This window comes from Ochrobactrum sp. SSR, from assembly GCF_030067775.1.
GTDB classification, from domain to species: Bacteria; Pseudomonadota; Alphaproteobacteria; order Rhizobiales; family Rhizobiaceae; genus Brucella; species Brucella teleogrylli.
The window spans coordinates 12,675-37,465 of the sequence record NZ_CP125969.1; the positions used below are offsets into that span (position 1 = coordinate 12,675).

Below are 24,791 nucleotides of genomic sequence, written 5' to 3' on the forward strand. Positions count from 1 at the left end.
TTCAGGCCTCCTTCATGCGTTGACGCGCCAGTCTTAAGTCGGAGAACCACAGGAGTCCTCGTTGCAGAGCGATGAACAGGAACAGCAATATACCGATTGCGATTTTCGTCCACCAGGAAGACAGCGTGCCGTCGAAAACAATATAGGTCTGTATCAGCCCCTGTATCAGAATGCCGACAAATGTTCCCGCAACCAGTCCCGCGCCGCCGGTCAGAAGCGTTCCGCCGATGACCACCGATGCGATGGCATCCAGTTCCACGCCCACCGTCGCCAGCGAATAGCCGGACGAGGTATAGAGCGTATAGACGATACCGGCGAGGCCGGAAAGCACGCCCGACATGGTATAGATGCCGATGGTCGTGCGACCGATGGGAACGCCCATCAGTTCCGCCGATTGCTGATTGCCGCCAAGTGCATAGATGTTTGCACCAAAGCGCGTGCGATGGGCAATAATGCTGCCGACGATGAACACGGCCAGCATAAGCATGGCGATGAACGTCAGCCTGCCGCCGCCCGGCAGCCGGAAATAAAGCCCCTGCAACGTGTCGATGAAGGGGTGTGAGATCGGCACCGATTCCGTCGAGATCAGGAAGGCCGCGCCGCGCGCGAGGAACATGCCGGCCAGCGTCGCGACGAAAGGCGGAATGCCGAGATAATGGATCATCATGCCCATCCACGCGCCAAAAAGCGCGGCGATGGCGAGAACAAGCGCGAATGCGAGCAGAGGATGCACGCCGAGTTTACCCACGAGAACCGCGACGAAAACGCTGGTGAAGGCGATGACCGAGCCGACCGAAAGATCAATGCCGCCGGAAATGATCACGAAGGTCATGCCGACCGCGGCAATGCCGAGAAAGGCATTGTCGGTCAGGAGATTGCCGATCACCCGTGTCGACAGCATGTTCGGGAATTGCACTGCGCAGATCGCATAGGCGATCAGGAAAATCGCCACAGTGGTCAGAAAGGGCAGGTTGCGAAGAATTCTCATTGTCCTGCTCCTTGATGAGTGTGTCGGGTGCCGTTGACGGCGGCGCCCTTGCGCTGCGAGCGCAGGAAGCCGATCAGGTTGACGATGGCCGCCGACTGGAAGGTGAGCACCACGATGATGATGCCAGCCTTGATGATGAGGTTGAATTCCGGCGGAAAGCCCGCCATCAGAATGCCGGTATTGATCGACTGGATGATCAGTGCGCCGAGCAGCGAGGCGGTGATCGAAAAGCGTCCGCCATTGAGCGATGTGCCGCCGATGACGACCGCCAGAATGGCGTCGAGTTCAAGCCACAGACCGGCATTGTTGGCGTCCGCGCCACGAATGTCGGCGGTGGCGATCAGGCCTGCCAGGGCTGCGCCAACGCCGGAAACGGCATAGACGCTGAACAGCAGGAACCGCGCCTTGACGCCCGCCAGCATAGCGGCGCGCCGATTGATACCGGTTGCCTCGATCAGGAAACCGAGCGCGCTGGAGCGCACCGCAATGCCGACGACCAGCCCGGCCAAAAGCCAGATCAGCACCGGAATGGGTATGCCGAGAAACGAGCCGGAGCCGAGCGCGGCGAAGGCGTCATTGTTGAAGGTGAGGATGGCGCCTTCGGTGATAAGCTGGGCGATGCCGCGCCCCGCCACCATCAGGATCAAGGTGGCGATGATCGGCTGGATATCGAAGACGGCGACCAGAAAGCCGTTCCACAGCCCACACAACAGGCCGACACCGAGTGCTGCGGGAATGACGACAGCCAGCGGATAGCCCGCAACGATCAGCGATGCGGCGAAAGCGCCGCTGATCGCCATGACGGCGCCGACCGAAAGGTCGATGCCGCGAGTGGCGATCACCAGCGTCATGCCGACGGCCAGAATGGCGACCGGTGCTGCGCGCACCAGAATGTCGATCAGGCTGCCATAGAGGCGACCGTTCTGGAACGAAATGTCGAGAAAGCCGGGCGAGATGACGGTGTTTGCGGCAAGAATCAGAATGAGGGCTGCGAGCTGCGGCGCCAGTCTTTTGAATTTTCTGGATATGCGGGCAATCATGCTGCAGCTTCCTTCTGGCTTGCAGAAGCAGTTTTCGGACCGGTCTCCGCAATGGCGCGCACGATATTGTCGGCGGTGATTTCTTCACCGTGCAATTCGGCGACATGGCGACGGTCCGACAGAACCACCACGCGATTGGCGACGGCGGCCAGTTCCTCGAATTCGGATGAGATGATGACGAGCGCCATGCCTTGTCCGCAGAGTTCGCCGATGAGTTTCAGGATTTCGGCATGCGCCCCGATGTCAATGCCGCGTGTCGGTTCATCGAGAATCAGCAGGCGGGGATCGGTGGCGAGCCAGCGCGCCAGAATGGCCTTTTGCTGGTTGCCGCCGGATAGAAACTTGATCGGCTTGTGCGGATCGGGCGGACGGATATCGAGCGCCTTGATGTAGCGGTCCGCGAGCGCGGCTTTTTCGCGCGAGGACAGCGGCTTCGACCAGCCGCGTTTGCCTTGCACGGCAAGCGCGATATTTTCCGCCACCGAAAAATCGCCGATGATGCCATCGGTCTTGCGCTCTTCCGGACAGAAGGCGAAGCGCTCTGAAATGGCGGCAACGGGCGAGGGCAGCTTGATCTCCTTGCCATCGACGGTGAGCTGGCCGCTATCGGCTTCATCAACGCCGAACATGAGAAGCGCGGTCTCGGTGCGGCCCGAACCGAGCAAGCCTGCAATGCCCACAGCTTCGCCGGGCTTGATGGCGAGATCGAATGGCGCAACGCTGCCTTTCTTGCCGTAGCCTGCAAAGCGGATCGGCGCGACCGTGTCGTCGCTGACCTCCTCGGTCAGCTGACGGCGCACGGTTTCCTGCAACTGGTGGCCGAGCATCATGGAAATGAGATCGGTGCGCGGCAGTTCCGACAGGTTGCGGCTGCCGACCAGACGGCCATTGCGCAGTACGGTGGCGCAATCGGCAATCGCATAGACCTGATCCAGAAAATGCGTGATGACGATGATGCCGAGTCCTTCGGCCTTCAACTGGCGCAGAACCGTGAACAGCATTTCGACTTCGCGCGCATCAAGGCTGGCGGTCGGCTCGTCAAGGACAAGCACTTTGCCCGACAGATCGACGGCGCGCGCAATCGCGATGATCTGGCGTATGGCCACGGAATAGGCCGACAGCGGCGCGCTGACGTCGATGTCGAGACCATAACGCGCGAGGAGCGCCGTTGTGTCCTTTTCCATGCGCCGACGATCCACGAAGCCGAAGCGGCGCGGCTGGCGACCGAGAAAGACATTTTCGGCGACGGTGAGGTTTTCCAGCAGGTTTACCTCTTGATAGACGGTGCCGATGCCGAGCGTCTGCGCTTCCGCTACGGAGGCAGGCGCAATGGGCTGGCCGTCAAGCAGGATCGACCCGTCAAAGCCATGATAGGCGCCGGTCAATATCTTGATGAGGGTGGATTTGCCCGCACCGTTTTCACCAAGCAAGGCATGGATTTCGCCGCGTTTGAGCGCGAAATCGACATGGTCAAGTGCGGTGACGCCCAGAAAGGATTTGGTGATCGAGCGAGCTTCGAGAAGCGGTATAACCGACGCCGGTTGAGCGCCTGTTTCGGGGCGAGCCATGGCAGTCTTCCGTTTGCGAATTGCAACGATACCCTTCGCCAAAACGGGCCGAAGGGAAACCGGGCCGCCGAAAGCTGGCGGCCCGAATGACACGAAGATTAGTAGCCGAGGCCCTTCTTGGCTTCGTATACGGCCTTCGGATCGTCAGCCTGTGTGTAGAGCTTGGATTCCGTCTGGATCCACTTCGGCGGAACGGTGCCCTTATCCTTGAACGCCTCGATGGCGTCGAAAGCCGGACCGGCCATGTTCGGCGTGAGTTCCACGGTGGCATTGGCTTCGCCATTGGCCATGGCCTGGAAGATATCCGGCACGGAATCGATCGACACGATCTTGATGTCGGTGCCCGGCTTCAGACCGGCTTCCTTGATGGCCTGAATGGCGCCGACGGCCATGTCGTCATTATGGGCATAGACTGCGCAGATATTCTTGCCGCCGCCTTCAGCCTTGATGAAGCTTTCCATGACTTCCTTGCCCTTGGTGCGGGTGAAGTCACCGGTCTGCGAACGGGAAATCTTGATGTTGTCGTGACCCTTGATCGCTTCCTCAAAGCCCTTCTTGCGGTTGATCGCAGGCGACGAACCGGTCGTGCCCTGAAGTTCGACCACATTGCAGGACTTGTCGCCGATATCCTTCACCAGCCAGTCACCGGCAACCTTGCCTTCATGGACCTGATCGGAGGTCACGGCGGTGAGATAGAGATCTTCCGGCGAATCAATCTGGCGGTCGAGCAGGACGACAGGAATTTCAGCTTCCTTGGCTTCCTTGAGGACCGCGTCCCAGCCGGTGGAGACGACCGGGGCGATCAGGATCGCATCGACGCCCTGTGCGATGAAGCCGCGCACGGCCTTGATCTGGTTTTCCTGCTTCTGCTGGGCATCGGCGAATTTCAGCGTATAGCCGCGCTTTTCAGCTTCCTGCTTGGTCAGGGCGGTTTCTGCGGCGCGCCAGCCCGATTCCGAACCGATCTGCGAGAAACCGACAGTCAGCGATGCGGCGGATGCGCTTGAAATCAGTGCGAGCGAAAATGCGGCTGACAGAGCCGCGAGACTGCGTTTCATAATATTTCCTCCCAATAAGGCCCTCCCGGCCTTGAGGGATATGAAGCATATAATATTACTTTATGGCAAGCACCTTTGAAGAAAATTGCGCGATAATCGCCTGCGACAAACAGGCATTTTGATTATTAGAATATTAAAATCAATGAGTTGAATCTTGTGGAGGGTGTTGAAGACTGCAAGCCTGTGTATGTGGGGTCTTCGCTTGCTTGACAAAGGCGGCCTTGGCAAAATAGTCATATTAATAAGGTGAGCCGTCGCAAGGCATGAAAGTGTTTTCAAACGGCCGGTATGGAGTTTCCGCGATTCGTCGCGGTCTGGGAGGTTTAATGTTACGTCTGGTACAGTTCCGCGATGCGGGCGGTGAAACGCGTGTGGCTGCATGCGGTGATGAGGGTGCGGCCCATATCGTCAAAGGCGCTTCGACGACCTATGAACTGGCCTGGGCGGCAATTGGCGCGGGAATCAGCCTTGCAGAGCAGGTGGAGCGCAATGGCAAGGGCGAAGCCGTCGATATCGACGCCGCTCTGGCTGCGGGCCGCGTGGGCCTGCCGATCACCCATTCCGATCCAGCACATCTGATCGTTGCAGGCACGGGCCTCACGCATCTTGGTTCTGCTGATGGTCGCGACAAGATGCACAAGGCTGCGCAGGCTGCCGAAAAGCCGACCGATTCGATGCGCATGTTCCTGATGGGCGTCGAGGGCGGCAAGCCGAAGTCCGGTCAGACGGGCGTGCAGCCGGAATGGTTCTACAAGGGTGACGGTTCTGCGCTCGTCGCCACCGGTGGCGAACTGGTTTCGCCTTCCTTCGCGGAAGATGGTGGCGAAGAGCCGGAACTGGCGGGCATTTATCTGATAGGCCCGAATGGTCAGCCGCATCGTATCGGCTTCTGCCTTGCCAATGAATTTTCCGACCATGTGACCGAAAAGCAGAATTATCTCTGGCTTGCCCATTCCAAGCTGCGTCAGGCATCGCTTGGACCGGAGCTTTATGTGGGCGCACTGCCGGATCATGTCGAAGGCGTTTCGCGCATTCGCCGCGGCAATGACGTGATCTTCGAAAAGCCGTTCCTGTCCGGCGAAGCGAACATGTCGCACACAATAGCCAATCTTGAACATCACCATTTCAAATATGAGCTGTTCCGCCGCCCGGGCGATATTCACGTGCATTTCTTCGGCACGGCGACCCTGTCCTTCTCGGAAGGCGTGAAGACGCAGACCGGCGACCAGTTCGAAATTTCCGCCAAGCCGTTCCGTTATCCGCTGGTCAACAAGCTGGCTCAGGCGACGGCCAAAGACGTTGCCGTGAAAGCGCTTTGAACATGGCTATCCAATCCAACATCGCCTTAGCAATCGTCGGTCTCGGCAAGATCGCGCGCGACCAGCATCTGCCGTCCATCGAGGCGGTGGATGGTATCGCGCTTGCCGCTGTCGCCAGCCGCAATGCCGGACTGGATAGCGTGCCGTCGTTCAACGATATCGAGCAGTTGCTGGCATCCGACGTGGCCATCGATGCCGTGTCGTTGTGCACGCCGCCGCAGGGTCGCTTCGCCCAAGCCTATGCCGCTTTGAAAGCGCGCAAGCATGTGATGCTGGAAAAGCCGCCCGGCGCGACCATTTCCGAGGTGCAGGCGCTGGACCGTCTGGCCAAGGCGGAAGGGTTGTCGCTTTACACCACCTGGCATTCGCGCGAGGCGGCTGCGGTGGAACCGGCCCGCGAGTTTCTCAAAGATGCCGTGATCCGTTCGGTTGCCGTTGCGTGGAAGGAAGACGTGCGCCATTGGCATCCCGGCCAGCAATGGATCTGGGAGCCGGGCGGGCTCGGTGTATTCGATCCGGGCATCAATGCGCTGTCCATCGTGACGCATATTCTGCCGGAACGCTTTTTCCTCACGCAGTCGGACCTCTATTTCCCGGAAAATCGCGCCGCGCCGATAGCGGCTGACCTTCAGTTCCAGACGGAAAGCGGCATCCCGGTTTCGTTTGAGCTGGATTGGCGCCAGACTGGCCCGCAGACCTGGGATATTCGCGTCGAAACCGACAAGGGTACGCTTCAGCTCAGCCATGGCGGCAGTCGCCTGACTATTGCTGGCGATGAAAAAATGGCTGAGCCGGACCGCGAATATCAGCGCCTTTACAAGCATTTTGTGCAATTGATCGGTGAGGGGCGTTCGGATGTCGATCTCGCTCCCCTGACTCATGTGGCCGATGCGTTCCTGTTCGGAAAGCGCCACGCGGTCGAAGCATTTGTAGATTAGGAAACGGGGTCGTTCGCGGCCTCTTACCCAGCAGGACAAAGACATGAACAAGCCCGTCACTCCGAAAACGCCAAAGTTCCGCTCGAGTGCATGGTTCGACAATCCGGACAATGTCGATATGACGGCGCTCTATCTTGAGCGCTACATGAATTATGGCTTGAGCCAGGAAGAATTGCAGTCGGGCCGCCCGATCATCGGCATCGCGCAGACGGGTTCGGACCTGTCGCCCTGCAACCGTCACCATCTGGAACTGGCCAACCGCGTCCGCGAAGGCGTGCGTGAGGCGGGCGGCATCGTCATCGAATTCCCGGTGCATCCGATTCAGGAAACCGGCAAGCGTCCGACCGCCGGTCTCGATCGCAACCTTGCCTATCTCGGCCTCGTGGAAGTGCTTTACGGCTATCCGCTCGACGGCGTCGTTCTGACAATTGGCTGCGACAAGACCACGCCTGCCTGTCTTATGGCTGCGGCGACGGTCAATATTCCGGCGATTGCGCTTTCGGTCGGCCCGATGCTGAACGGATGGTTCCGTGGCGAGCGCACCGGTTCGGGCACCATCGTCTGGAAGGCGCGCGAATTGCTGGCCAAGGGCGAGATCGATTATCAGGGCTTTGTGAAGCTGGTTGCGTCCTCGGCCCCCTCCACCGGCTATTGCAACACGATGGGCACGGCCACGACCATGAACTCTCTGGCCGAAGCGCTCGGCATGCAGCTTCCGGGTTCCGCCGCCATTCCGGCACCTTACCGCGACCGGCAGGAAGTGGCCTATCTGACGGGCCGCCGTATCGTCGAAATGGTCTATGAAGACCTCAAGCCGTCGGATGTTCTGACCAAGGATGCGTTTGTGAACGCGATCCGCGTGAATTCCGCCATTGGCGGTTCGACCAATGCGCCGATCCATCTGAACGCACTCGCCCGCCATGTCGGCGTTGAGCTGACCGTGGACGACTGGCAGAAATATGGCGAGGAAATTCCGCTTCTGGTCAATCTCCAGCCAGCCGGTGAATATCTCGGTGAAGATTATTACCATGCCGGTGGTGTGCCAGCAGTCGTCAACCAGCTGATGGGGCAGGGCCTCATCAACGAGGATGCGCTGACCGTCAACGGCAAGACCATCGGTGAAAACTGCAAGAACGCCACCATTGAAGACAGCAATGTCATCAAGACCTATGACCAGCCGCTGAAGAAACATGCCGGTTTCCGCGTGCTGCGCGGCAATCTGTTCTCGTCTGCGATCATGAAGCTCAGCGTTATTTCGGACGAATTCCGCAATCGCTACCTTTCCGACAGCAAGGACCCGAATGCCTTTGAAGGCAAGGCGGTCGTTTTCGACGGACCGGAGGATTATCATCATCGCATCGACGATCCGTCACTGGAAATCGACGAGCATACGGTTTTGTTCATGCGCGGCGCTGGCCCGATCGGCTATCCGGGCGCTGCGGAAGTCGTCAATATGCGCGCACCGGATTACCTCTTGAAGAAGGGTATCAGCTCGCTGCCATGCATCGGCGACGGTCGCCAGTCGGGTACGTCGGGTTCGCCGTCGATCCTCAATGCTTCGCCGGAAGCGGCGGCTGGCGGCGGTCTGGCCATCTTGCGCACCGGCGACCGCGTGCGCATCGATCTCGGTCGCGGTACGGCGGATATCCTGATCTCGGATGAGGAACTGGCCGAACGCCGCAAGGCTCTGGAAGCCGCTGGCGGCTACAAATATCCGGAAAGCCAGACGCCTTGGCAGGAAATCCAGCGTGCCGTCGTCGGCCAGATGGAAACGGGCGCGGTTCTGGAAAACGCGATCAAGTATCAGGACATCGCGCATACGCGTGGCCTGCCGCGCGACAACCACTAAGGCTTGTTCGGATGGCTCTCGATAAAAAGCCGTTTGCAGCCGTCGCCGACTGGGGCACAACCCGGTTGCGGCTCTGGACGCTGGATGCGGACGGTGCCGTGCTGGGCGAAAGCCGCGGCGATGACGGTCTGCTGCGGGCGAAGGAAGCCGGTTTCGAGCCAACGCTTGAACGGCATCTGGCTACGCTCAGTGCGCCCGACGATCTGCCTGTGGTGATCTGCGGCATGGCCGGATCGCGCACCGGCTGGATCGAAGCGCCCTATATGAGCCTGCCTGCCGGGCTGGACGGCATCGTCAGGGCTGCGGTGCGCGTGCCTGCGCGCCGTCATGTCATCATGCTGCCGGGCGTTGCGCGGCGGGATGAGGCGGCGCCGGACGTGATGCGCGGCGAGGAAACAAAACTGCTCGGCCTCGTGCATCGCGGCACGCGTGATGCGGTGGTCGTCATGCCCGGCACCCACGCCAAATGGGTGCGGATCGCCGATGGTGGTCTTGCCGATTACCGGACTTTCATGACGGGCGAATTGTTCGCGCTTTTGAAAGACAAGTCGGTGCTGGCCGGGGCGCTGGAAGGTGCAGGCGCGGTTGACCCGCACGGCGCGGCTTTCGCGGCAGGTGTGAAGGCCTCGCTCGAAACGCCTGAACTGATCGCCAATGCGCTGTTTTCGGTTCGCGCGGGCTGGCTTGTGCATGACCGCAAGCCGACCGACCAGCTGGCGCGGCTTTCCGGCCTGTTGATCGGGCTGGAAGTTGCAGGCGGACGCACGCTTTATGGCAAGCCGCAGCAGGTGCTGCTTTTGTCCGATGGCATGATGGGTGCGCTTTATGCCAGCGCGCTTGACATTGCCGGGCTGGCCGTCAAGCGCATCGAGGCGGACGAACTGGTGCGCGACGGTCTGTTCATGGCGGCAAGACACGCTTTTGCGGGAGTTTTACAATGAGCGCGCGTGTTGCATGGCCAAAGCTGCGCTATCCGCTGGTCGCGATCCTGCGCGGCATTCGTACCGAAGAAACCGAAGCAATCGTCGAAGCGCTGATTGAGACGGGTTTTGAAGCCATCGAAATCCCGCTCAATTCGCCGGACCCGTTCGTGTCGATTGGCAAGGCTGCAAAGCTTGCACCGGCCAATGTGCTGATCGGTGCGGGCACTGTGTTGAGCGTCGAGGATGTGGACCGGCTGCACGATGTTGGCGGCAGGCTGATGGTCAGCCCCAATGTCGAGCCGGACGTCATTCGCCGCGCAAGCGGCCATGGCATGGTGACGATGCCGGGCGTGTTCACACCGACGGAAGCCTTTTCGGCAATCCGCGCAGGCGCATCGGCACTGAAATTTTTCCCGGCCAGCGTGCTGGGCGCAGATGGGATCAAGGCGGTTTCCGCCGTCTTGCCGAAGGATGTTCCGCTTGGCGCTGTGGGCGGCGTTTCGGAAAGCGATTTCGCAACCTATGTCGCGGCTGGCGTGAGCTGCTTCGGCCTTGGATCGAGCCTTTACAAGGCTGGTTTCACCGTGGCCGATGTGCGCGAGCGCGCCCGGCGCGCTGTGGCTGCATGGGAGGCAGTTGCGGGCTGAAGGAGGCGCGCAATTTGTTAGGGTTTAGGCATTTTTGAAGAGGGGTTAAACCCTTGTTCAGAAATGGACTTGGAGGCATTCCGCAATCTGCAGGCCAACAATTTGGGCGGGGCGCGGGAGTTTGGGAGAACGGCAGGTTTCGAGGCGAAGCCTGTCCCAATTTTTGGGAGTGTAACAATGGCAGGTATGAAAACTCTAACCCTGGCAGTCGCGATGGCCGCGCTTGCCTTCACGGGCATGGCCCGCGCCGAAGACAAGGGTCTTGTGGCGGTTGCCATGCCAACGAAGTCGTCGGCGCGCTGGATCGCCGATGGCGACAACATGGTCAAGGTTCTGAAGGAACGCGGTTATCAGACCGACCTTCAATATGCTGAAGATGATGTGCCGAACCAGCTGGCGCAGATCGAAAACATGGTGACCAAGGGCGCCAAGGTTCTCGTCGTTGCGTCCATCGACGGCACCACGCTGTCCGACGTGCTGGCCAAGGCGCACGACGCAGGCATCAAGGTTATCGCCTATGACCGTCTGATCCGTGACACGCCGAATGTCGATTACTATGCGACCTTCGACAATTTCCAGGTCGGCGTGTTGCAGGCACAGTCGATTGAAAAGGCACTCGACCTGAAGAACAAGCCGGGCCCGTTCAATATCGAACTCTTCGGCGGCTCGCCTGACGATAACAATGCCTACTTCTTCTACAATGGCGCAATGTCCGTGTTCCAGCCTTACATCGACAGCGGCAAGGTTGTGGTCGCCAGCGGCCAGACCGGCATGGACAAGGTTGCAACGCTGCGCTGGGACGGCGCAACGGCTCAGGCCCGTATGGACTCCATCCTGTCCGCTTTCTATTCGGACAAGCGCGTCGATGCAGTTCTGTCGCCTTATGACGGCATCTCCATCGGCATCCTGTCGTCGCTGAAGGGCGTCGGCTATGGCAGCGGCGACATGCCGATGCCGATCGTTTCCGGTCAGGACGCCGAAGTGCCTTCGGTCAAGTCGATCCTCGCCGGTGAACAGACCGCGACGATCTTCAAGGACACCCGCGAACTGGCCAAGGTCACGGTCGATATGGTCGATGCGCTGATGAGCGGCAAGGAACCGGAAGTCAACGACACCAAGACCTATAACAATGGCGTCAAGGTTGTCCCGGCCTACCTGCTCAAGCCGGTGATCGTCGACAAGTCGAACTGGAAAGAAGTCCTGATCGACAGCGGTTACTACAAGGAAGACCAGATCAAGTAATCTGGTCCTGACAGGGCGTGTCGGCGTGCCGTCCAGCACGCCCGACACCGCCCCTTGCATATGCGCGGTTTCGGGCCGAAAATCCGGTAGTTTTCCGGCTTCGTCCGAAACAGCATCGAATTTCTGTAATGCCATTGCCTCAATCCCAGGCTTACCTCAGTTTTGAACTGGGGTAGGCTGCTAGATTGACAGCGTTGTCTTTTTTAGGCTGTGCTTTGAAAGAAGGCTTTCGCCTGTGCGCAATGGCATTCGGAAAACCTGTGGCATCGCGTGAAGCAACCGGAACGGTTCTTCGGATGGGCAGGTTCAACAGGGTTTGGAGCGTCGTGGTCAGCACCCGGAGGGATGCGGGGCGCTCTATCGGGAGTGAGCGATGAATGTAGCCAATCCTGTCCCGCTTGAGGAGCAGGGCGGCCAGCTGAATGCGGCTGGCAAACCTATTCTTGAAATGCGCGGCATCAGCAAATCCTTCGGGGTCGTGAAGGCGTTGAGCGACGTCAATTTCACGGTCATGCCGGGGGAGATTCACGCATTTGTCGGCGAAAACGGCGCGGGCAAATCCACACTCATGAAGGTGCTGTCGGGCGTTTATCCGCATGGCAGCTATGAAGGCTCGATTTTCTTCGACGGGGAAGAACGACAGTTTCGCGACATCAACGATTCCGAAGCGCTCGGCATTGTCATCATCCATCAGGAACTGGCGCTGATCCCACTGATGTCGATTGCGGAAAATATTTTTCTGGTCAATCCACCGGCCAGCCATGGCGTCATCGACCGCAGTGCGGTGCATATGCGCACGCGGGAACTTTTGAAAAAGGTTGGCTTGTCGGAATCGCCCGACACGCTGATCACCGATATCGGCGTCGGCAAGCAGCAGCTGGTGGAAATCGCCAAGGCGCTGTCGAAGCGCGTACGCTTGCTGATCCTCGACGAGCCGACGGCCAGCCTGAACGAGACGGACAGTGCAGCGCTTCTGACGCTCCTGAAAGAGTTTCGCGCGCAAGGCATCACGTCGATCCTGATTTCGCACAAGCTCAATGAAATTCGCGAAGTCGCCGACAAGATCACCGTGCTGCGCGACGGCAAAGCCGTGGCGACGCTCGATTGTCATGCAGGCGAGGTCGAGGAAGACGATATCATCCGCAAGATGGTCGATCGTGATCTGGAAAGTCGCTATCCGAAGCGCGAGCCGAAGATCGGCGATGTGATTATGGAGGTCGACAACTGGTCGGTCTATCATCCGCTGCATCCGGAGCGCCATTCGGTCAAGAACGTGTCGTTCCAGGTCAAGGCGGGCGAAATCGTCGGCATTGCAGGCCTGATGGGCGCGGGCCGCACCGAATTCGCCATGAGCCTGTTCGGGCGCTCCTGGGGCACGAATATCACCGGCGAGGCCCGCATCAATGGCAAGGCTGCGGATATTTCCACGGTGGCGCGGGCGATCAAGTCCGGGCTTGCCTATGTGACCGAGGATCGCAAGAAGCTCGGCCTCGTACTGGGCGAAAACATTTCGCGCAACATATCGCTGGCTAATCTGCGCGGTGTCAGCCCGAAGGGCGTCATCGACGATATTCGCGAAATGAAGGTTGCCGGTGATTATCGCAATCAGATGAGCATCCGCAGCCACAACGTCTTTCAGCAGACGGGCACGCTTTCCGGCGGCAACCAGCAGAAGGTGGTGCTGTCGAAATGGCTGTTCACCGGGCCGGATGTGCTCATCCTCGACGAACCGACGCGCGGCATCGATGTCGGCGCGAAATACGACATTTACACCATCATCAATTCACTGGCGGAGAGCGGCAAGGGCGTGGTCGTCATTTCTTCGGAAATGCCGGAACTGATCGGCATCTGCGACCGCATCGTCGTCATGCATGAAGGCGCTTTCGTCGGCGAAGTCGCCGGCGAGGAAGCCACGCAGGAAAACATCATGCGCGCCATCATGCGGAACAAGGGAAAACGGCAATGAGCGAGACTATCATCGGAAGCAACCAGACCAGTAGTGTGGGGCGTTATCTCAAGAACAATCTGCGCGAATCCGGGATGCTGCTCTCGCTCGTCGCGATCATGATCTTCTTCCAGATCGTCACCGGCGGCGTGCTGATGAAGCCGCTGAACCTGACCAATCTGGTGTTGCAGAACAGCTATATCGTCATCATGGCGCTCGGCATGCTGCTCATCATCGTGACCGGCCATATCGACCTGTCGGTCGGTTCGGTGTGCGGTTTCATCGGCGCGCTGGCCGCGGTGATGATGGTGAAATGGGGCGTGCCTTTCCCGATTGCCGCCATTCTCTGCCTGCTGGTCGGTGGGCTGATCGGCGCGTTGCAGGGTTTCTGGGTCGCCTATTTCAACATACCGTCCTTCATCGTCACACTGGCGGGCATGCTGGTGTTCAAGGGCCTGATGCTGGCCGTGCTCGGCGGCCAGTCGGTCGGTCCGTTCCCGGTCGTGTTCCAGAAACTTTCCTCGGGCTTCATTCCTGAAATCATCGGCACCACCGCGGGCGGCGTCTATCTCACCTCGCTGATCATCGGCGTGCTTCTGGCCGGTTTCATGATCTGGCAGAATGCCAAGTCCCGTGCGCGCCATATCGCCCATGAGGTGGAAACGGAGCCGTTCAGCCTGTTCGTCATCAAGAACATCCTGTTCTTCGCAGCGATTGCCTATCTGTCGCTCTTGATCTCCATGCATCGCGGCCTGCCGAACGTGCTGATCATCATGGCGGTGCTGATTGCAGCCTATGCGTTCCTCACCAACCGCACGGTGATCGGTCGCCAAATCTATGCGGTCGGCGGCAACCGCCATGCGGCCAAGCTCTCCGGTGTGAAGACCGAACGGCTGACCTTCCTTGCCTTCGTCAATATGGGCGTGCTGGCGGCCCTAGCCGGTCTGGTTTTCGCAGCGCGTCTCAATACGGCAACACCCAAGGCCGGTATCGGTTTCGAACTGGACGTGATCGCGGCCTGCTTCATCGGCGGCGCATCGGCCTATGGCGGTGTCGGTCGCGTGACGGGTGCGGTGATCGGCGCGCTGATCATGGGCGTGATGAACAACGGCATGTCGATCCTCGGCATCGGCATCGACTATCAGCAGGTCATCAAGGGGATCGTGCTGCTGGGTGCCGTCTGCATCGACGTCTACAACCAGAAGCGTTGATATTTCGGCTCTGGCGGCCTGCAAATGGCGTTGTTTTGCGCTTCCGGTGCTCACGTACCTTTAAGTACGCTGCGCGCCGGTTCTCAAACTCCACCATTTTCGGCTCGCCATAACCAAAATACGCCTGATGTTTCGCCTTTGCGGGGGCTGGCGAAGCTCGAAACCGCGCCGGAAGCAATTCCGGCGCGGTTTTGTTTTGAGCGCGACGCATGTCCCTCATCCTGAGGTGCGGAGCGAAGCGAAGCATCATCCTGAGCTTGTCGAAGGGTCGAAGCACGAGGGCAGGCGCTGTGGGTTTTCCCTCAGCCCTTCGATCCTTCGACAAGCTCAGGATGAGGAGGGAGGGAAAATGGGTGCGTCACAACTCAGATCGCGGTGCGGCGTGCGTGGTTGAGATAGATCTCGCGCAGGCGCTGGGCGACCGGGCCGGGCTTGCCGGTGCCAATAGTCTTCTCGTCGATCACGGTGATCGGCGTGACGAAAGTACCTGCGCTGGTGAGAAAAGCTTCCTTGGCCGCATAGGCTTCATCGATGGTGAAGAGGCGCTCTTCCAGCTTCATGCCGGTCTCGGCGATCAGTTGCAGCAGCGACAGGCGCGTGCAGCCGGGCAGGATGGCATTGCTGTTGGGGCGTGTGACGACGACATCATCCTCGGTCACGATATAGGCGGTGGACGATGCGCCTTCGGTGACATAGCCGTCCTCGATCATCCAGGCTTCGTCGCAACCGGCATTTTTGGCGATTTCCTTGGCGAGCGCTTGCGGCAGCAGGCACACCGTCTTGATATCGCGGCGCTTCCAGCGCAGGTCGCCCAGCGAGAGTACGCGCGCGCCGGTTTTCAGCGCAGGCTTGTCGAGCAGGTTCGCTGCCTGCGTGAACAGGACCACCGACGGTTTCAGGTCCTTGCCCGGCACGAAATCGCGGTCGCGACCATCGCCACGGGTGATCTGGAGATAGACCATGCCTTCGGTCAGACTGTTGCGGCGCACCAGTTCGCGCTCGATGGCGACGATTTCGTCTTCGCTCAACGGCATCGGAATGCCGATTTCGCCGGTGGAGCGGCGCAGGCGCGTCATATGCGGGCCGCTGTCAATCAGCTTGCCCTCCAGCACGGCGGTCACTTCATAAATGCCGTCGCCGAAGAGAAAACCCCGGTCGAAGATGGAAATGCGGGCATCGCGCGCGGCAACATAGTCACCGTTGACGTAGACAATACGGTTCTCGAGGTCTTCTGCTGAAACGGCCATTTGGGTTTGTCCTGAAAAGAAAGGGCCGCGACGGATGTCGCAGCCCTTTCATAGAGCATTTCCAGCAAAAGTGCGAAGCGGTTTTGCGTAGGATAATGCGTGAAAACAAATGGATAGAGCAGTTCCGACGTTTCCGTAAAATAGAAACGGCTCTATCCACCCGATATTCTCAAGAAACCGTTATTTTCAGGCAGCCTGTCTGGCTGCTTCAATGGCTTCGCTGCGGATTTCTTCCGTCAGTTTCAGGCGCAGTTCGGAAAATTCCGGGCTTGCCTTGATGTGGTAGGAACGCGGATGCGCGATATCGACCGGCGTGATCGATTTGATCTTGCCCGGCCGCGCCGTCATCGTGACCACGCGCGTGGCCATGAAGATCGCCTCTTCAATATCGTGGGTGACGAAGAGCACTGTCTTCTGCTCGCGTTCCCAGATGCCGAGCAGCAATTCCTGCATCAGACCGCGCGTCTGGTTGTCGAGTGCGCCAAACGGCTCGTCGAGCAACAGGATTTTCGGATCATTGGCCAACGCGCGGGCAATGGCTGTGCGCTGCTGCATGCCGCCCGAAAGCTGTTTCGGCCAGTGATTTTCAAAGCCGCGCAGCCCCACCTTGTCGATATAGCTATCGACGATTTCGCGGGCCTCCTTTTCCGGCGTACCCTTTTCGCGCAGGCCGAAGCCGACATTCTGGCGGATGGTGAGCCATGGAAACAGCGTATAGGACTGGAACACCATGCCGCGATCAGCACCCGGTCCGGTAACTGGCTTGCCTTCCAGCGTCACCGTGCCCGTCGTCGGCTTGTCGAGACCGGCGATGATGCGCAGAAGCGTTGACTTGCCGCAGCCCGAAGGGCCGAGAATGGTGACGAAGTCGTTCTTCGGAATGATGAGATCGGTTGCCTGTAGCGCCAGCGTCGGCTTACCGCCGTGCACGCCGGGGAAGGTACGGCTGACGCCCTTAACAACCAGTTTCTGATCGGTCTTGGGAGCCATTACGCGAACCTCCATGCAAAGAGCCAGCGGTTGAAATATTTGAAGGCAAGGTCGGAAATCAGGCCGATCACACCGATGACGATGATGCCGAAAATGATCTGGCCGGTGGCCATCAGCGCCTGACTGTTGATGATCATATAACCGATGCCCGACGATGCGCCGATGAGTTCGGCGACGATCACATAGGTCCACGCCCAGCCGAGCACGAGGCGCAGCGTTTCGGCAATGTCCGGAGCGCTGGCAGGCATAAGCACGCGGCGGATGATGCCGCTGTTCGATGCGCCAAGCGTATAGGCGGCCTCGACCAGATCGCGGCGGGTATTGGCGACGGTGACCGCGATCATGAGGATGATCTGGAACACCGCGCCGATGAAGATGACAAGCAGCTTTTGCGTTTCGCCGATGCCGGACCACAGGATCAAGAGCGGCACGAAAGCTGAAGCCGGCAGATAGCGCGCAAAGGAGACGAAAGGCTCCAGCAGCGCTTCGATGGGCTTATAGGCGCCCATGGCGACACCGAGCGGGATGGCCACGATGCTTGCAAGCACGAAGCCGCCCAGCACGCGCCAGACCGTCATGCCGATATCGGACAGGAAGCCCTGATTGGCAATGAGGTCATAGCCGTCTTTCATCATGGTGATGGGATCGGCGAGGAAGGTTGAGGAGACGAAGCCGCCAAGCGTGGCGATGCCCCAGAACACAAAAAATAGAATGAAAAACAGGATGCCCAGTAAGATCCGGGTCGTGTTGCCTATCGGCTGCAAAGGCTGCATGACATTGTCCGTTCAGTCGCGCGCCCGTCTTCACAGGAAGACGGAAGGGGAGAGGTCGGTCCGGGCGTCGCCGCCCGGAACTGTTGCAGAAACCGATCTTACTTGATGAAGCTCGTATCCACGATGTCATCGAGGTTCGGCTTCGACTTGATCACGCCAGCCTGCAACAGCAGATCAGCCGCTTCGGCGGAGAATGCCTTGAAATCGCCTTCGAAGAACTTGTGATTGGCGGCCTTGTCCTGCCAGCGCAGATATTCGGCAGAAGCACCGAATTCCTTGCCCGACTGCTTCACGTCCTTGCCCATGATTTCATAGGCCTTGTCCTTGTCGGCAGCGATCAGCTCCAGCGCTTCGAAATAGCTGTCGGCAAGCGCCTTGGCAGCTTCCGGGTTCTTTTCGAGGAAGGCAGGCGTGCAGCCAACCGTATCCGTCACAGCCGGATAGTCGAGCGTGGTGGCGAGAATCTTGCCCTTGTCGGGCGCAGCGCGCACGGTCGAGAGATAAGGTTCATAGGTCATGGCGGCGTCATTCTGGCCAGCCACGAATGCCTGTGCTGCCGGTCCCGGCTCCATGTTGACGACCTTCACATCCTTGGTGGTCATGCCGTTTTTGGCGAGCATGAAGGCCAGCAGGAAGTAAGGCGAGGTGCCCGGTGCGGAAGCGGCAATGGTCTTGCCCTTCAGATCGGCGAAGGAATTGACGTCGGCGCGCACGGCAATGCCGTCGGCACCGTAGGACTTGTCCATCTGAAAAATCTGCTTGGACTTCACGCCAGCCGCGTTCCAGACAATCCAGGTTTCAACGGTGGTGGCGGCGCACTGAATGTCACCCGATGCCAGCGCCAGATGGCGGCTTGCCTGCGGAATCTTGTTCAGCGTGACGTCCAGTCCGTGCTTCTTGAAAATGCCCGCTTCCTTGGCGAGCGTCAGCGGGCCAAAACCCGTCCAGCCCGAAAAGCCGATGGAAACGGCAGTCTCGGCCTGAGCGGCGGAAGCAAAAGCGAATGCTGCCAGTGCAACACCTGCAAACCACGATTTCTTCATGAATAGTACCCCTTTTATGTGATTATAAGCCTATACATATCGATCCGAGCAAATTAGCAGGACCGTCCTTCCTGTCCAGAGATGCCGACAAAGATTTCTTTGCGGGCATTTCTGTTGGAAATTATTTAAATCCCTGATCCGATTGCAATAATCGTAATCAGGAACAGGTCTCCCTTACCCTTTATTTCGATAGCGCTCGCCGCAAGACCGTCTAGGACCACCGCATCATGGGAACCCAGATGCGTGAGCCCGGTATCGGACTTGAGTGCAAATTCTCCTTCTGCACAGAAAATAAGCAGCGTTTCGCCCTTGGCCCTGGTTTCCAACGTCGCCGCAGCTTCGTTGCCGGTGATGCGGCGGACGTGATGTGTATAGCGGCCACGCCGGGTCATGACATTGAGGTCGGTGATGACCGAGCCGATCAGCTGCGCCGACGACTGGCTGTCGGCAGCAAAGGCAAAGGGTTCGCTTTCGCGGGTGAGGGTGCTTTTGTGGCCTTCGACATCAAGCACAATGCCGTCGCCCTCGAGCACCGACAAGCTGCGGTCGATGCCGGGAAAGAGGGAAAACGGACCGTCATTTGCGACGCTCGCCATGGAGACGCGCCAGTCGAAATCATCGACGGACGCCCCTTGCGGGTGGATCGCGATCTCGACCGTCACGCCGCCGCCATTTTTCCACGGCATGCGGCGATGATTTTCAGCTTTTAGAAGAGCGACGGCCATTCGACCTCAGTTCCCCAGAATGCCGGGCAGGCGCAGGCCCTGCTTTTTCGCCCAGTCGAGCGCTTCTTCATAGCCCGCATCGGCATGGCGCATGACGCCGGTGGCCGGATCGTTCCACAAGACGCGCTCCAGACGGCGGTTCGCATCTTCCGTGCCGTCGCAGCAAATGACCATGCCCGCATGCTGGCTGAAGCCCATGCCGACGCCGCCGCCGTGATGCAGCGACACCCAGGTCGCGCCCGAAGCGGTGTTGAGGAGGGCGTTGAGCAGCGGCCAGTCGGATACGGCGTCCGAACCGTCCTTCATGGCTTCCGTTTCGCGGTTTGGCGAGGCGACGGAGCCGCTGTCGAGATGGTCGCGACCGATGACGATCGGCGCTTTCAGCTCGCCATTGCGGACCATTTCGTTAAAGGCGAGGCCGAGACGATGGCGATCACCAAGGCCAACCCAGCAAATGCGCGCGGGCAATCCCTGAAAGGCGATGCGGTCACGCGCCATGTCCAGCCATTTGTGCAGGTGCTTGTTGTCGGGCAGCAGTTCCTTCACCTTGGCGTCGGTCTTGTAGATATCTTCCGGGTCACCGGAAAGGGCAGCCCAACGGAATGGGCCGACACCACGGCAGAACAGCGGGCGAATATAGGCAGGGACGAAGCCGGGGAAGGCAAAGGCATTTTCAAGGCCTTCTTCCAGTGCCATCTGACGAATATTGTTGCCATAGTCGAGGGTCGGAATGCCCATGTTCCAGAAGTCGACCATCGCCTGCACATGGAGTTTCATCGAAGCGCGCGCGGCCTTTTCGACGGCTTTCGGGTCGCTTTCCTGTTTCGCGCGCCATTCGGCGACGGTCCAACCGAGCGGCAGATAGCCATGCACCGGGTCATGCGCGGAAGTCTGGTCGGTGACGATATCCGGCTTCACGCCACGCTTGACGAGTTCCGGGAAGATTTCCGCCGCATTGCCGATCAGCGCGATGGACTTTGCCTCGCCTGCCTTGGTCCAGGCTTCGATCTTGGCCAGCGCCTCATCGAGGCTGTCGGTCTTTTCATCGACATAACGGGTGCGGAGGCGGAAATCGGCGCGGGTTTCGTCACATTCCACGGCGAGGCAGCAGGCGCCAGCCATGACCGCCGCTAAGGGCTGCGCGCCGCCCATGCCGCCAAGGCCGCCGGTCAGAATCCACTTGCCGGTGAGGTTGCCGCCAAAATGCTGGCGACCGGCTTCGACAAAGGTTTCGTACGTGCCCTGAACGATGCCCTGCGCGCCGATATAGATCCAAGAACCGGCGGTCATCTGGCCATACATGGCGAGACCCTTCTTATCCAGTTCGTTGAAATGATCCCAGGTCGCCCAATGCGGAACGAGGTTGGAATTGGCGATCAGAACACGCGGCGCATCCTTGTGGGTGCGGAAAACGCCGACCGGCTTGCCGGACTGTACCAGCAGGGTTTCATCTTCATTGAGCGTCTTGAGGGTCGCGACGATGCGATCGAAATCGTCCCATGTGCGGGCCGCGCGGCCAATGCCGCCATAAACCACCAGCTCATGCGGACGCTCGGCCACATCGGGATCGAGATTGTTCATCAGCATGCGCAGCGGCGCTTCGGTCAGCCAGCTCTTGGCGTTGAGTTCGTCTCCGCGCGGCGCTCGGACTTCGCGCTCGTTATGGCGTGGGTTCGACATGGTGTTCTCCTCAGGATTTCAGGTCGTGCGCGAGCTTTTCCAGCCGCTGCAAAAGGGTTTTGAGATGGACGCGCAGCCTGTCCGCCTTGGCCTCGTCATAGGCGAAGGGAACGGCTTCCGTCGCAAGATGGGTCGATTGGGCAAGCTCCATTTGGATGGCGTGGACGCCGGTTTCCGGCTTGCCGTAATGGCGTGTCGTCCAGCCGCCCTTGAACCGGCCATTGAGGATCGACGTGTAACCTTCCGCCTCGCCGGTCACTTCGACGACCGCCGCCTCGATCTTGGGATCGCAGGTCTTGCCCATATCCGTACCGATGTTGAAATCGGGCAATTTGCCTTCAAACAGGAAGGGAATATGCGACCGGATCGAATGGCAATCATAGAGGATGGCGACGCCGTGGATTGCCTTCACACGGCTGATCTCGGCGGCCAGCGCCGCGTGATAGGGGGCGTGAAAGCGGGCGACACGGTCGGCAATGTCGGCTTCGGTCGGCGCTTCTCCATCCTTCCAGATCGACAGCCCGTCAAAGTCGGTTTCCGGGATCAGCGTGGTGGTGTTCTGCCCCGGATAGAGGCTCACACCTTCCGGGTCGCGATTGGCGTCGATGCAATAGCGGTGGAAGGTGGCGCGCACCATGGTCGCGCCGTCGATGAGACCGTCATAAAGCCTGTGAATATGCCAGTCGGTGTCGGCAAGAATTTTGCCATTGTCGTTGAGCCGCGCAAAAATATCCTGCGGCACATCGGTTCCGGTGTGTGGAAGGCCAAGAATGACGGGCGAAGTGCCCTGACGAACTTCGAACGGGCTCATGATCACGCCTCCAGCGCTGGCAGGATGCGGTCCGAAACCGCCCCGGCAAGCGCACCGTCAGCCACCAGCTCGGCGGCATTCTTCAGGTCGTCGGCCATATAGCGGTCGTCCTCCAGTGTCGGCACGCGCCCGCGCAACACGGCGATGACCTTGGCCAGTTCCGGGCTGGTGGTCAGCGGCTCGCGCAGCTCGACGCCGAGTGCGCCGGTCAGCGCCTCGATGCCGATAATGGCATTGAGATTGGCCGTCATCTGCAACAGGCGGCGCGCACCGTGGCAGGCCATGGACACATGGTCTTCCTGATTGGCCGAGGTCGGCGTGGAATCGACCGACGCCGGGTGCGCCATCTGCTTGTTTTCGCTCATCAGCGCGGCGGAGGTGACTTCCGCGATCATGAGGCCGGAATTGAGGCCCGGCTTGCGGGCGAGGAAGGCCGGAAGGCCAAACGACAGCGCCGGATCGACCAGTAGCGCGATACGGCGCTGGGCGATAGCGCCGATTTCGCAGACGGCAAGCGCAATCTGGTCGGCGGCGAAGGCAACCGGTTCGGCGTGGAAATTGCCGCCCGATACGGCACGTCCGTCCGAGAGAACGAGCGGATTGTCGGTAACCGCATTGGCTTCGATTTCCAGCGTGCGGGCTGCCTGCCGCAGAATGTCGAGGCAGGCACCATCGACCTGCGGCTGGCAGCGGATGCAATAGGGGTCCTGCACGCGCTGGTCGCCTTCGAGATGGCTCTGGCGAATGACCGAGCCCTCGAGCAGGCTGCGCAATGCCCGGCCCGCATCGATCTGTCCCTTATGACCGCGCAGCGTATGGATTTCCTCATGGAACGGCGCATCCGATCCCATAGCCGCATCGGTGGACAATGCGCCGGTGATCAGTGCCGTCTGCGCGGCACGATGGGCGCGGAAAAGCCCGGCCAGCGCAAGGGCAGTCGAAGTCTGCGTGCCGTTGATCAGCGCCAGACCTTCCTTGGCGGCAAGCACGACAGGCTTCAGACCGGCCTTTTCCAGTGCTTTTGCGCCGGAGAGGCGCTCGCCCTGATAGAAGGCTTCACCTTCGCCAATCATGGCGGCAGTCATATGCGCCAGCGGTGCAAGGTCGCCTGACGCGCCGACGGAACCCTTTTCGGGGATCATCGGGATCACGCCTTTTGCCAGCATGTCTTCGAGAAGCGTGATGACTTCAAGCCGCACGCCGGATGCGCCACGACCGAGCGAAATCAGCTTCAGCGCCATGATGAGGCGCACGATATTTTCCGGCAAAGCGTCGCCAACGCCGCAGCAATGCGACAGGATCAGGTTGCGCTGAAGCGTGGCGACATCGCCCGCCGCAATGCGGATCGAGGCGAGTTTTCCAAAGCCGGTATTGATGCCGTAAACAGGTTCGTCACCGGCTGCGATTTCGGCAATGCGCGCAGCCGCCTTTTCGACACCGGCATGAAAGGCGGGGTCAATGCGCACGGGAACCGCAACGCGATAGATGGTTTCCAGCGTTTCAAGCGGGACAGAACCAGGCTTGAGGATGATGGTCATGACAGGCTCCGTTGCGGATAGTTAGATATGGCCCTTGAAAACCCGCTTCCACAGCGGGTTGAAGCCAATGCGATAGACGAGTTCGGCGGGGCGCTCGACGTTCCAGATGGCGAGATCGGCGTCCTTGCCGGTTTCGAGCGTTCCGGTCTGGTTGAGAATGCCGAGCGCCCGCGCAGCCTCGCGGGTGACGCCCGCGACGCATTCATCCACCGTCATGCGAAACAGAGTTGCGCCCATATTCATGGTGAGCAGCAGCGAGGTCAGCGGCGATGTGCCGGGATTGTTGTCGGTGGCAAGCGCCATCCTTGTGCCCGCTGCGCGGAAGGCTTCGACTGGCGGCTTCTGGGTTTCGCGGATGAAATAGTAAGCGCCGGGAAGCAGCACGGCGACTGTTCCGGCCTTGGCCATGGCGGCGGCACCATCCGCATCGGTATATTCGAGATGGTCGGCGGAAAGCGCACCATAGGATGCGGCAAGGGCTGCGCCATGAAGATTGGAAAGCTGGTCGGCGTGAAGCTTGACCGGAATGCCATGCGCCTTGGCCGCATCAAACACACGGGCGATTTCATCCGGCAGAAAGGCGATGCCTTCGCAGAAACCATCCACCGCATCGGCCAGTTGTTCAGCTGCGATGGCGGGCAGCATATCGTTGATGACGCGGTCGATATAAGCGGCCTTGTCGCCGTTCATTTCCGGCGGCAAGGCATGGGCGCCAAGGAACGTGGTGCGGATTGCAACGTCGCGTTCTGCACCCAGCCGACGGGCGGCTTTCAGCGACTTGATTTCGCTGTCGCGGTCGAGACCGTAACCGGACTTGACTTCAACCGTGGTGGCGCCTTCGGCAATCAGCGCATCGAGACGGGGCAGGGTTTCACGCACCAGATCGTCTTGGCTGGCCGCGCGCAGGTTCTTGACCGATGAAACAATGCCACCACCGGCGCGGGCAACTTCTTCATAGGAAGCGCCCTGCAAGCGCAGCTCGAATTCATGCGCGCGATTTCCGGCATGGACGAGGTGCGTGTGACAATCGACGAGGCCCGGCGTGATCAGCCGGTTTTCGCAATCGATTCTCTCATAAGACGCATAGTCTTCGGGCAGAGCGGACTGCGGGCCGACATATGCGATCTTGCCGTCCTTAACGGCAAGCGCTGCATTCTCGATGAGGCCAAGGCCGTCCGCGTCTTCCTCCAGCGTCGCAATCCGCGCATTGATAAAAACGATGCCTGAATTCTTGAGCATGAGCGTTTTCTCGCTTC

Annotated in this window: 21 protein-coding genes; 8 read left to right on the forward strand and 13 right to left on the reverse strand. The window is 59.7% G+C overall.

The window, feature by feature from the left end; translation table 11 throughout:
• Nucleotide 1: 1 nt before the first annotated feature.
• From yjfF to ytfQ, 4 genes are all read right to left on the reverse strand, one after another.
• Entirely contained in the window at nt 2-988 is a 987-nt protein-coding gene (gene yjfF / locus QLQ11_RS00065) for a galactofuranose ABC transporter, permease protein YjfF (protein WP_109369597.1), read from the reverse strand.
• Nucleotides 985-2,028 (reverse strand): ABC transporter permease, encoded by a 1,044-nt coding sequence (locus QLQ11_RS00070; protein ID WP_109369596.1) that lies wholly within the window; start codon nt 2,026-2,028, stop codon nt 985-987. Before QLQ11_RS00070 ends, yjfF begins: the two co-directional genes overlap by 4 nt.
• Nucleotides 2,025-3,596: a sugar ABC transporter ATP-binding protein gene (locus QLQ11_RS00075; RefSeq protein ID WP_109369595.1), complete on the reverse strand. Its 1,572-nt coding sequence runs from the start codon at nt 3,594-3,596 to the stop codon at nt 2,025-2,027. Before QLQ11_RS00075 ends, QLQ11_RS00070 begins: the two co-directional genes overlap by 4 nt.
• Nucleotides 3,597-3,694: 98 nt before the next feature.
• Nucleotides 3,695-4,654 carry a galactofuranose ABC transporter, galactofuranose-binding protein YtfQ gene (gene ytfQ / locus QLQ11_RS00080; RefSeq protein WP_109369594.1) on the reverse strand — a complete coding sequence of 320 codons (960 nt, stop codon included), beginning with the start codon at nt 4,652-4,654 and terminating at the stop codon, nt 3,695-3,697.
• A 326-nt stretch (nt 4,655-4,980) separates the two neighbouring features.
• On the opposite strand from ytfQ, the gene araD1 reads away from it, so the two are divergent.
• The 8 genes from araD1 (at nt 4,981) to mmsB (ending at nt 14,728) form a co-directional block, all read left to right on the forward strand.
• Nucleotides 4,981-5,973, forward strand: a complete 993-nt coding sequence (gene araD1, locus QLQ11_RS00085; protein ID WP_109369593.1) for an AraD1 family protein — start codon at nt 4,981-4,983, stop codon at nt 5,971-5,973.
• 2 nt (nt 5,974-5,975) lie between these two features.
• Complete coding sequence (locus tag QLQ11_RS00090; RefSeq protein ID WP_109369592.1) at nt 5,976-6,911, forward strand: Gfo/Idh/MocA family protein; 936 nt, start codon at nt 5,976-5,978, stop codon at nt 6,909-6,911.
• 43 nt (nt 6,912-6,954) lie between these two features.
• A complete protein-coding gene (locus QLQ11_RS00095) occupies nt 6,955-8,760 on the forward strand; it encodes an IlvD/Edd family dehydratase (protein ID WP_283735934.1) in 1,806 nt (601 codons plus the stop codon).
• Nucleotides 8,761-8,771: 11 nt separating this feature from the next.
• Nucleotides 8,772-9,701, forward strand: a complete 930-nt coding sequence (locus QLQ11_RS00100) for a 2-dehydro-3-deoxygalactonokinase (protein ID WP_121536610.1) — start codon at nt 8,772-8,774, stop codon at nt 9,699-9,701.
• Nucleotides 9,698-10,330 carry a 2-dehydro-3-deoxy-6-phosphogalactonate aldolase gene (locus QLQ11_RS00105; protein WP_109369589.1) on the forward strand — a complete coding sequence of 211 codons (633 nt, stop codon included), beginning with the start codon at nt 9,698-9,700 and terminating at the stop codon, nt 10,328-10,330. Before QLQ11_RS00100 ends, QLQ11_RS00105 begins: the two co-directional genes overlap by 4 nt.
• 177 nt (nt 10,331-10,507) lie before the next feature.
• Complete coding sequence (chvE, locus tag QLQ11_RS00110; RefSeq protein ID WP_109369588.1) at nt 10,508-11,572, forward strand: multiple monosaccharide ABC transporter substrate-binding protein; 1,065 nt, start codon at nt 10,508-10,510, stop codon at nt 11,570-11,572.
• 373 nt (nt 11,573-11,945) lie between these two features.
• Nucleotides 11,946-13,538, forward strand: coding sequence for a multiple monosaccharide ABC transporter ATP-binding protein (mmsA, locus tag QLQ11_RS00115; protein WP_121536608.1), 1,593 nt, complete (start codon nt 11,946-11,948; stop codon nt 13,536-13,538).
• The gene (gene mmsB / locus QLQ11_RS00120; RefSeq protein WP_109369586.1) at nt 13,535-14,728 is read left to right on the forward strand and encodes a multiple monosaccharide ABC transporter permease; all 1,194 of its coding nucleotides are present in this window, start codon (nt 13,535-13,537) and stop codon (nt 14,726-14,728) included. The genes mmsA and mmsB overlap by 4 nt, the downstream gene beginning before the upstream one ends.
• A 365-nt stretch (nt 14,729-15,093) precedes the next feature.
• Here mmsB and QLQ11_RS00125 read toward each other — a convergent pair whose 3' ends face one another.
• From QLQ11_RS00125 to hutI, 9 genes are all read right to left on the reverse strand, one after another.
• Entirely contained in the window at nt 15,094-15,975 is an 882-nt protein-coding gene (locus QLQ11_RS00125) for a D-amino-acid transaminase (protein ID WP_109369585.1), read from the reverse strand.
• Between the two features lie 186 nt (nt 15,976-16,161).
• Complete coding sequence (locus tag QLQ11_RS00130; protein ID WP_109369584.1) at nt 16,162-16,965, reverse strand: ABC transporter ATP-binding protein; 804 nt, start codon at nt 16,963-16,965, stop codon at nt 16,162-16,164.
• Nucleotides 16,965-17,738, reverse strand: a complete 774-nt coding sequence (locus tag QLQ11_RS00135) for an ABC transporter permease (RefSeq protein ID WP_109369583.1) — start codon at nt 17,736-17,738, stop codon at nt 16,965-16,967. Before QLQ11_RS00135 ends, QLQ11_RS00130 begins: the two co-directional genes overlap by 1 nt.
• Before the next feature lie 98 nt (nt 17,739-17,836).
• Nucleotides 17,837-18,781: an ABC transporter substrate-binding protein gene (locus QLQ11_RS00140; RefSeq protein ID WP_109369582.1), complete on the reverse strand. Its 945-nt coding sequence runs from the start codon at nt 18,779-18,781 to the stop codon at nt 17,837-17,839.
• 125 nt (nt 18,782-18,906) lie between these two features.
• On the reverse strand, nt 18,907-19,506 hold the full coding sequence (locus tag QLQ11_RS00145; protein WP_109369581.1) for a HutD family protein: 600 nt from the start codon (nt 19,504-19,506) through the stop codon (nt 18,907-18,909).
• Between the two features lie 6 nt (nt 19,507-19,512).
• A complete protein-coding gene (gene hutU, locus QLQ11_RS00150) occupies nt 19,513-21,186 on the reverse strand; it encodes a urocanate hydratase (RefSeq protein ID WP_109369580.1) in 1,674 nt (557 codons plus the stop codon).
• Nucleotides 21,187-21,196: 10 nt separating this feature from the next.
• Nucleotides 21,197-21,997 (reverse strand): N-formylglutamate deformylase, encoded by an 801-nt coding sequence (hutG, locus tag QLQ11_RS00155; protein WP_109369579.1) that lies wholly within the window; start codon nt 21,995-21,997, stop codon nt 21,197-21,199.
• Between the two features lie 2 nt (nt 21,998-21,999).
• A complete protein-coding gene (hutH, locus tag QLQ11_RS00160; RefSeq protein WP_109369578.1) occupies nt 22,000-23,535 on the reverse strand; it encodes a histidine ammonia-lyase in 1,536 nt (511 codons plus the stop codon).
• Between the two features lie 21 nt (nt 23,536-23,556).
• A complete protein-coding gene (gene hutI, locus QLQ11_RS00165; RefSeq protein ID WP_121536606.1) occupies nt 23,557-24,774 on the reverse strand; it encodes an imidazolonepropionase in 1,218 nt (405 codons plus the stop codon).
• Between the last annotated feature and the right edge of the window lie 17 nt (nt 24,775-24,791).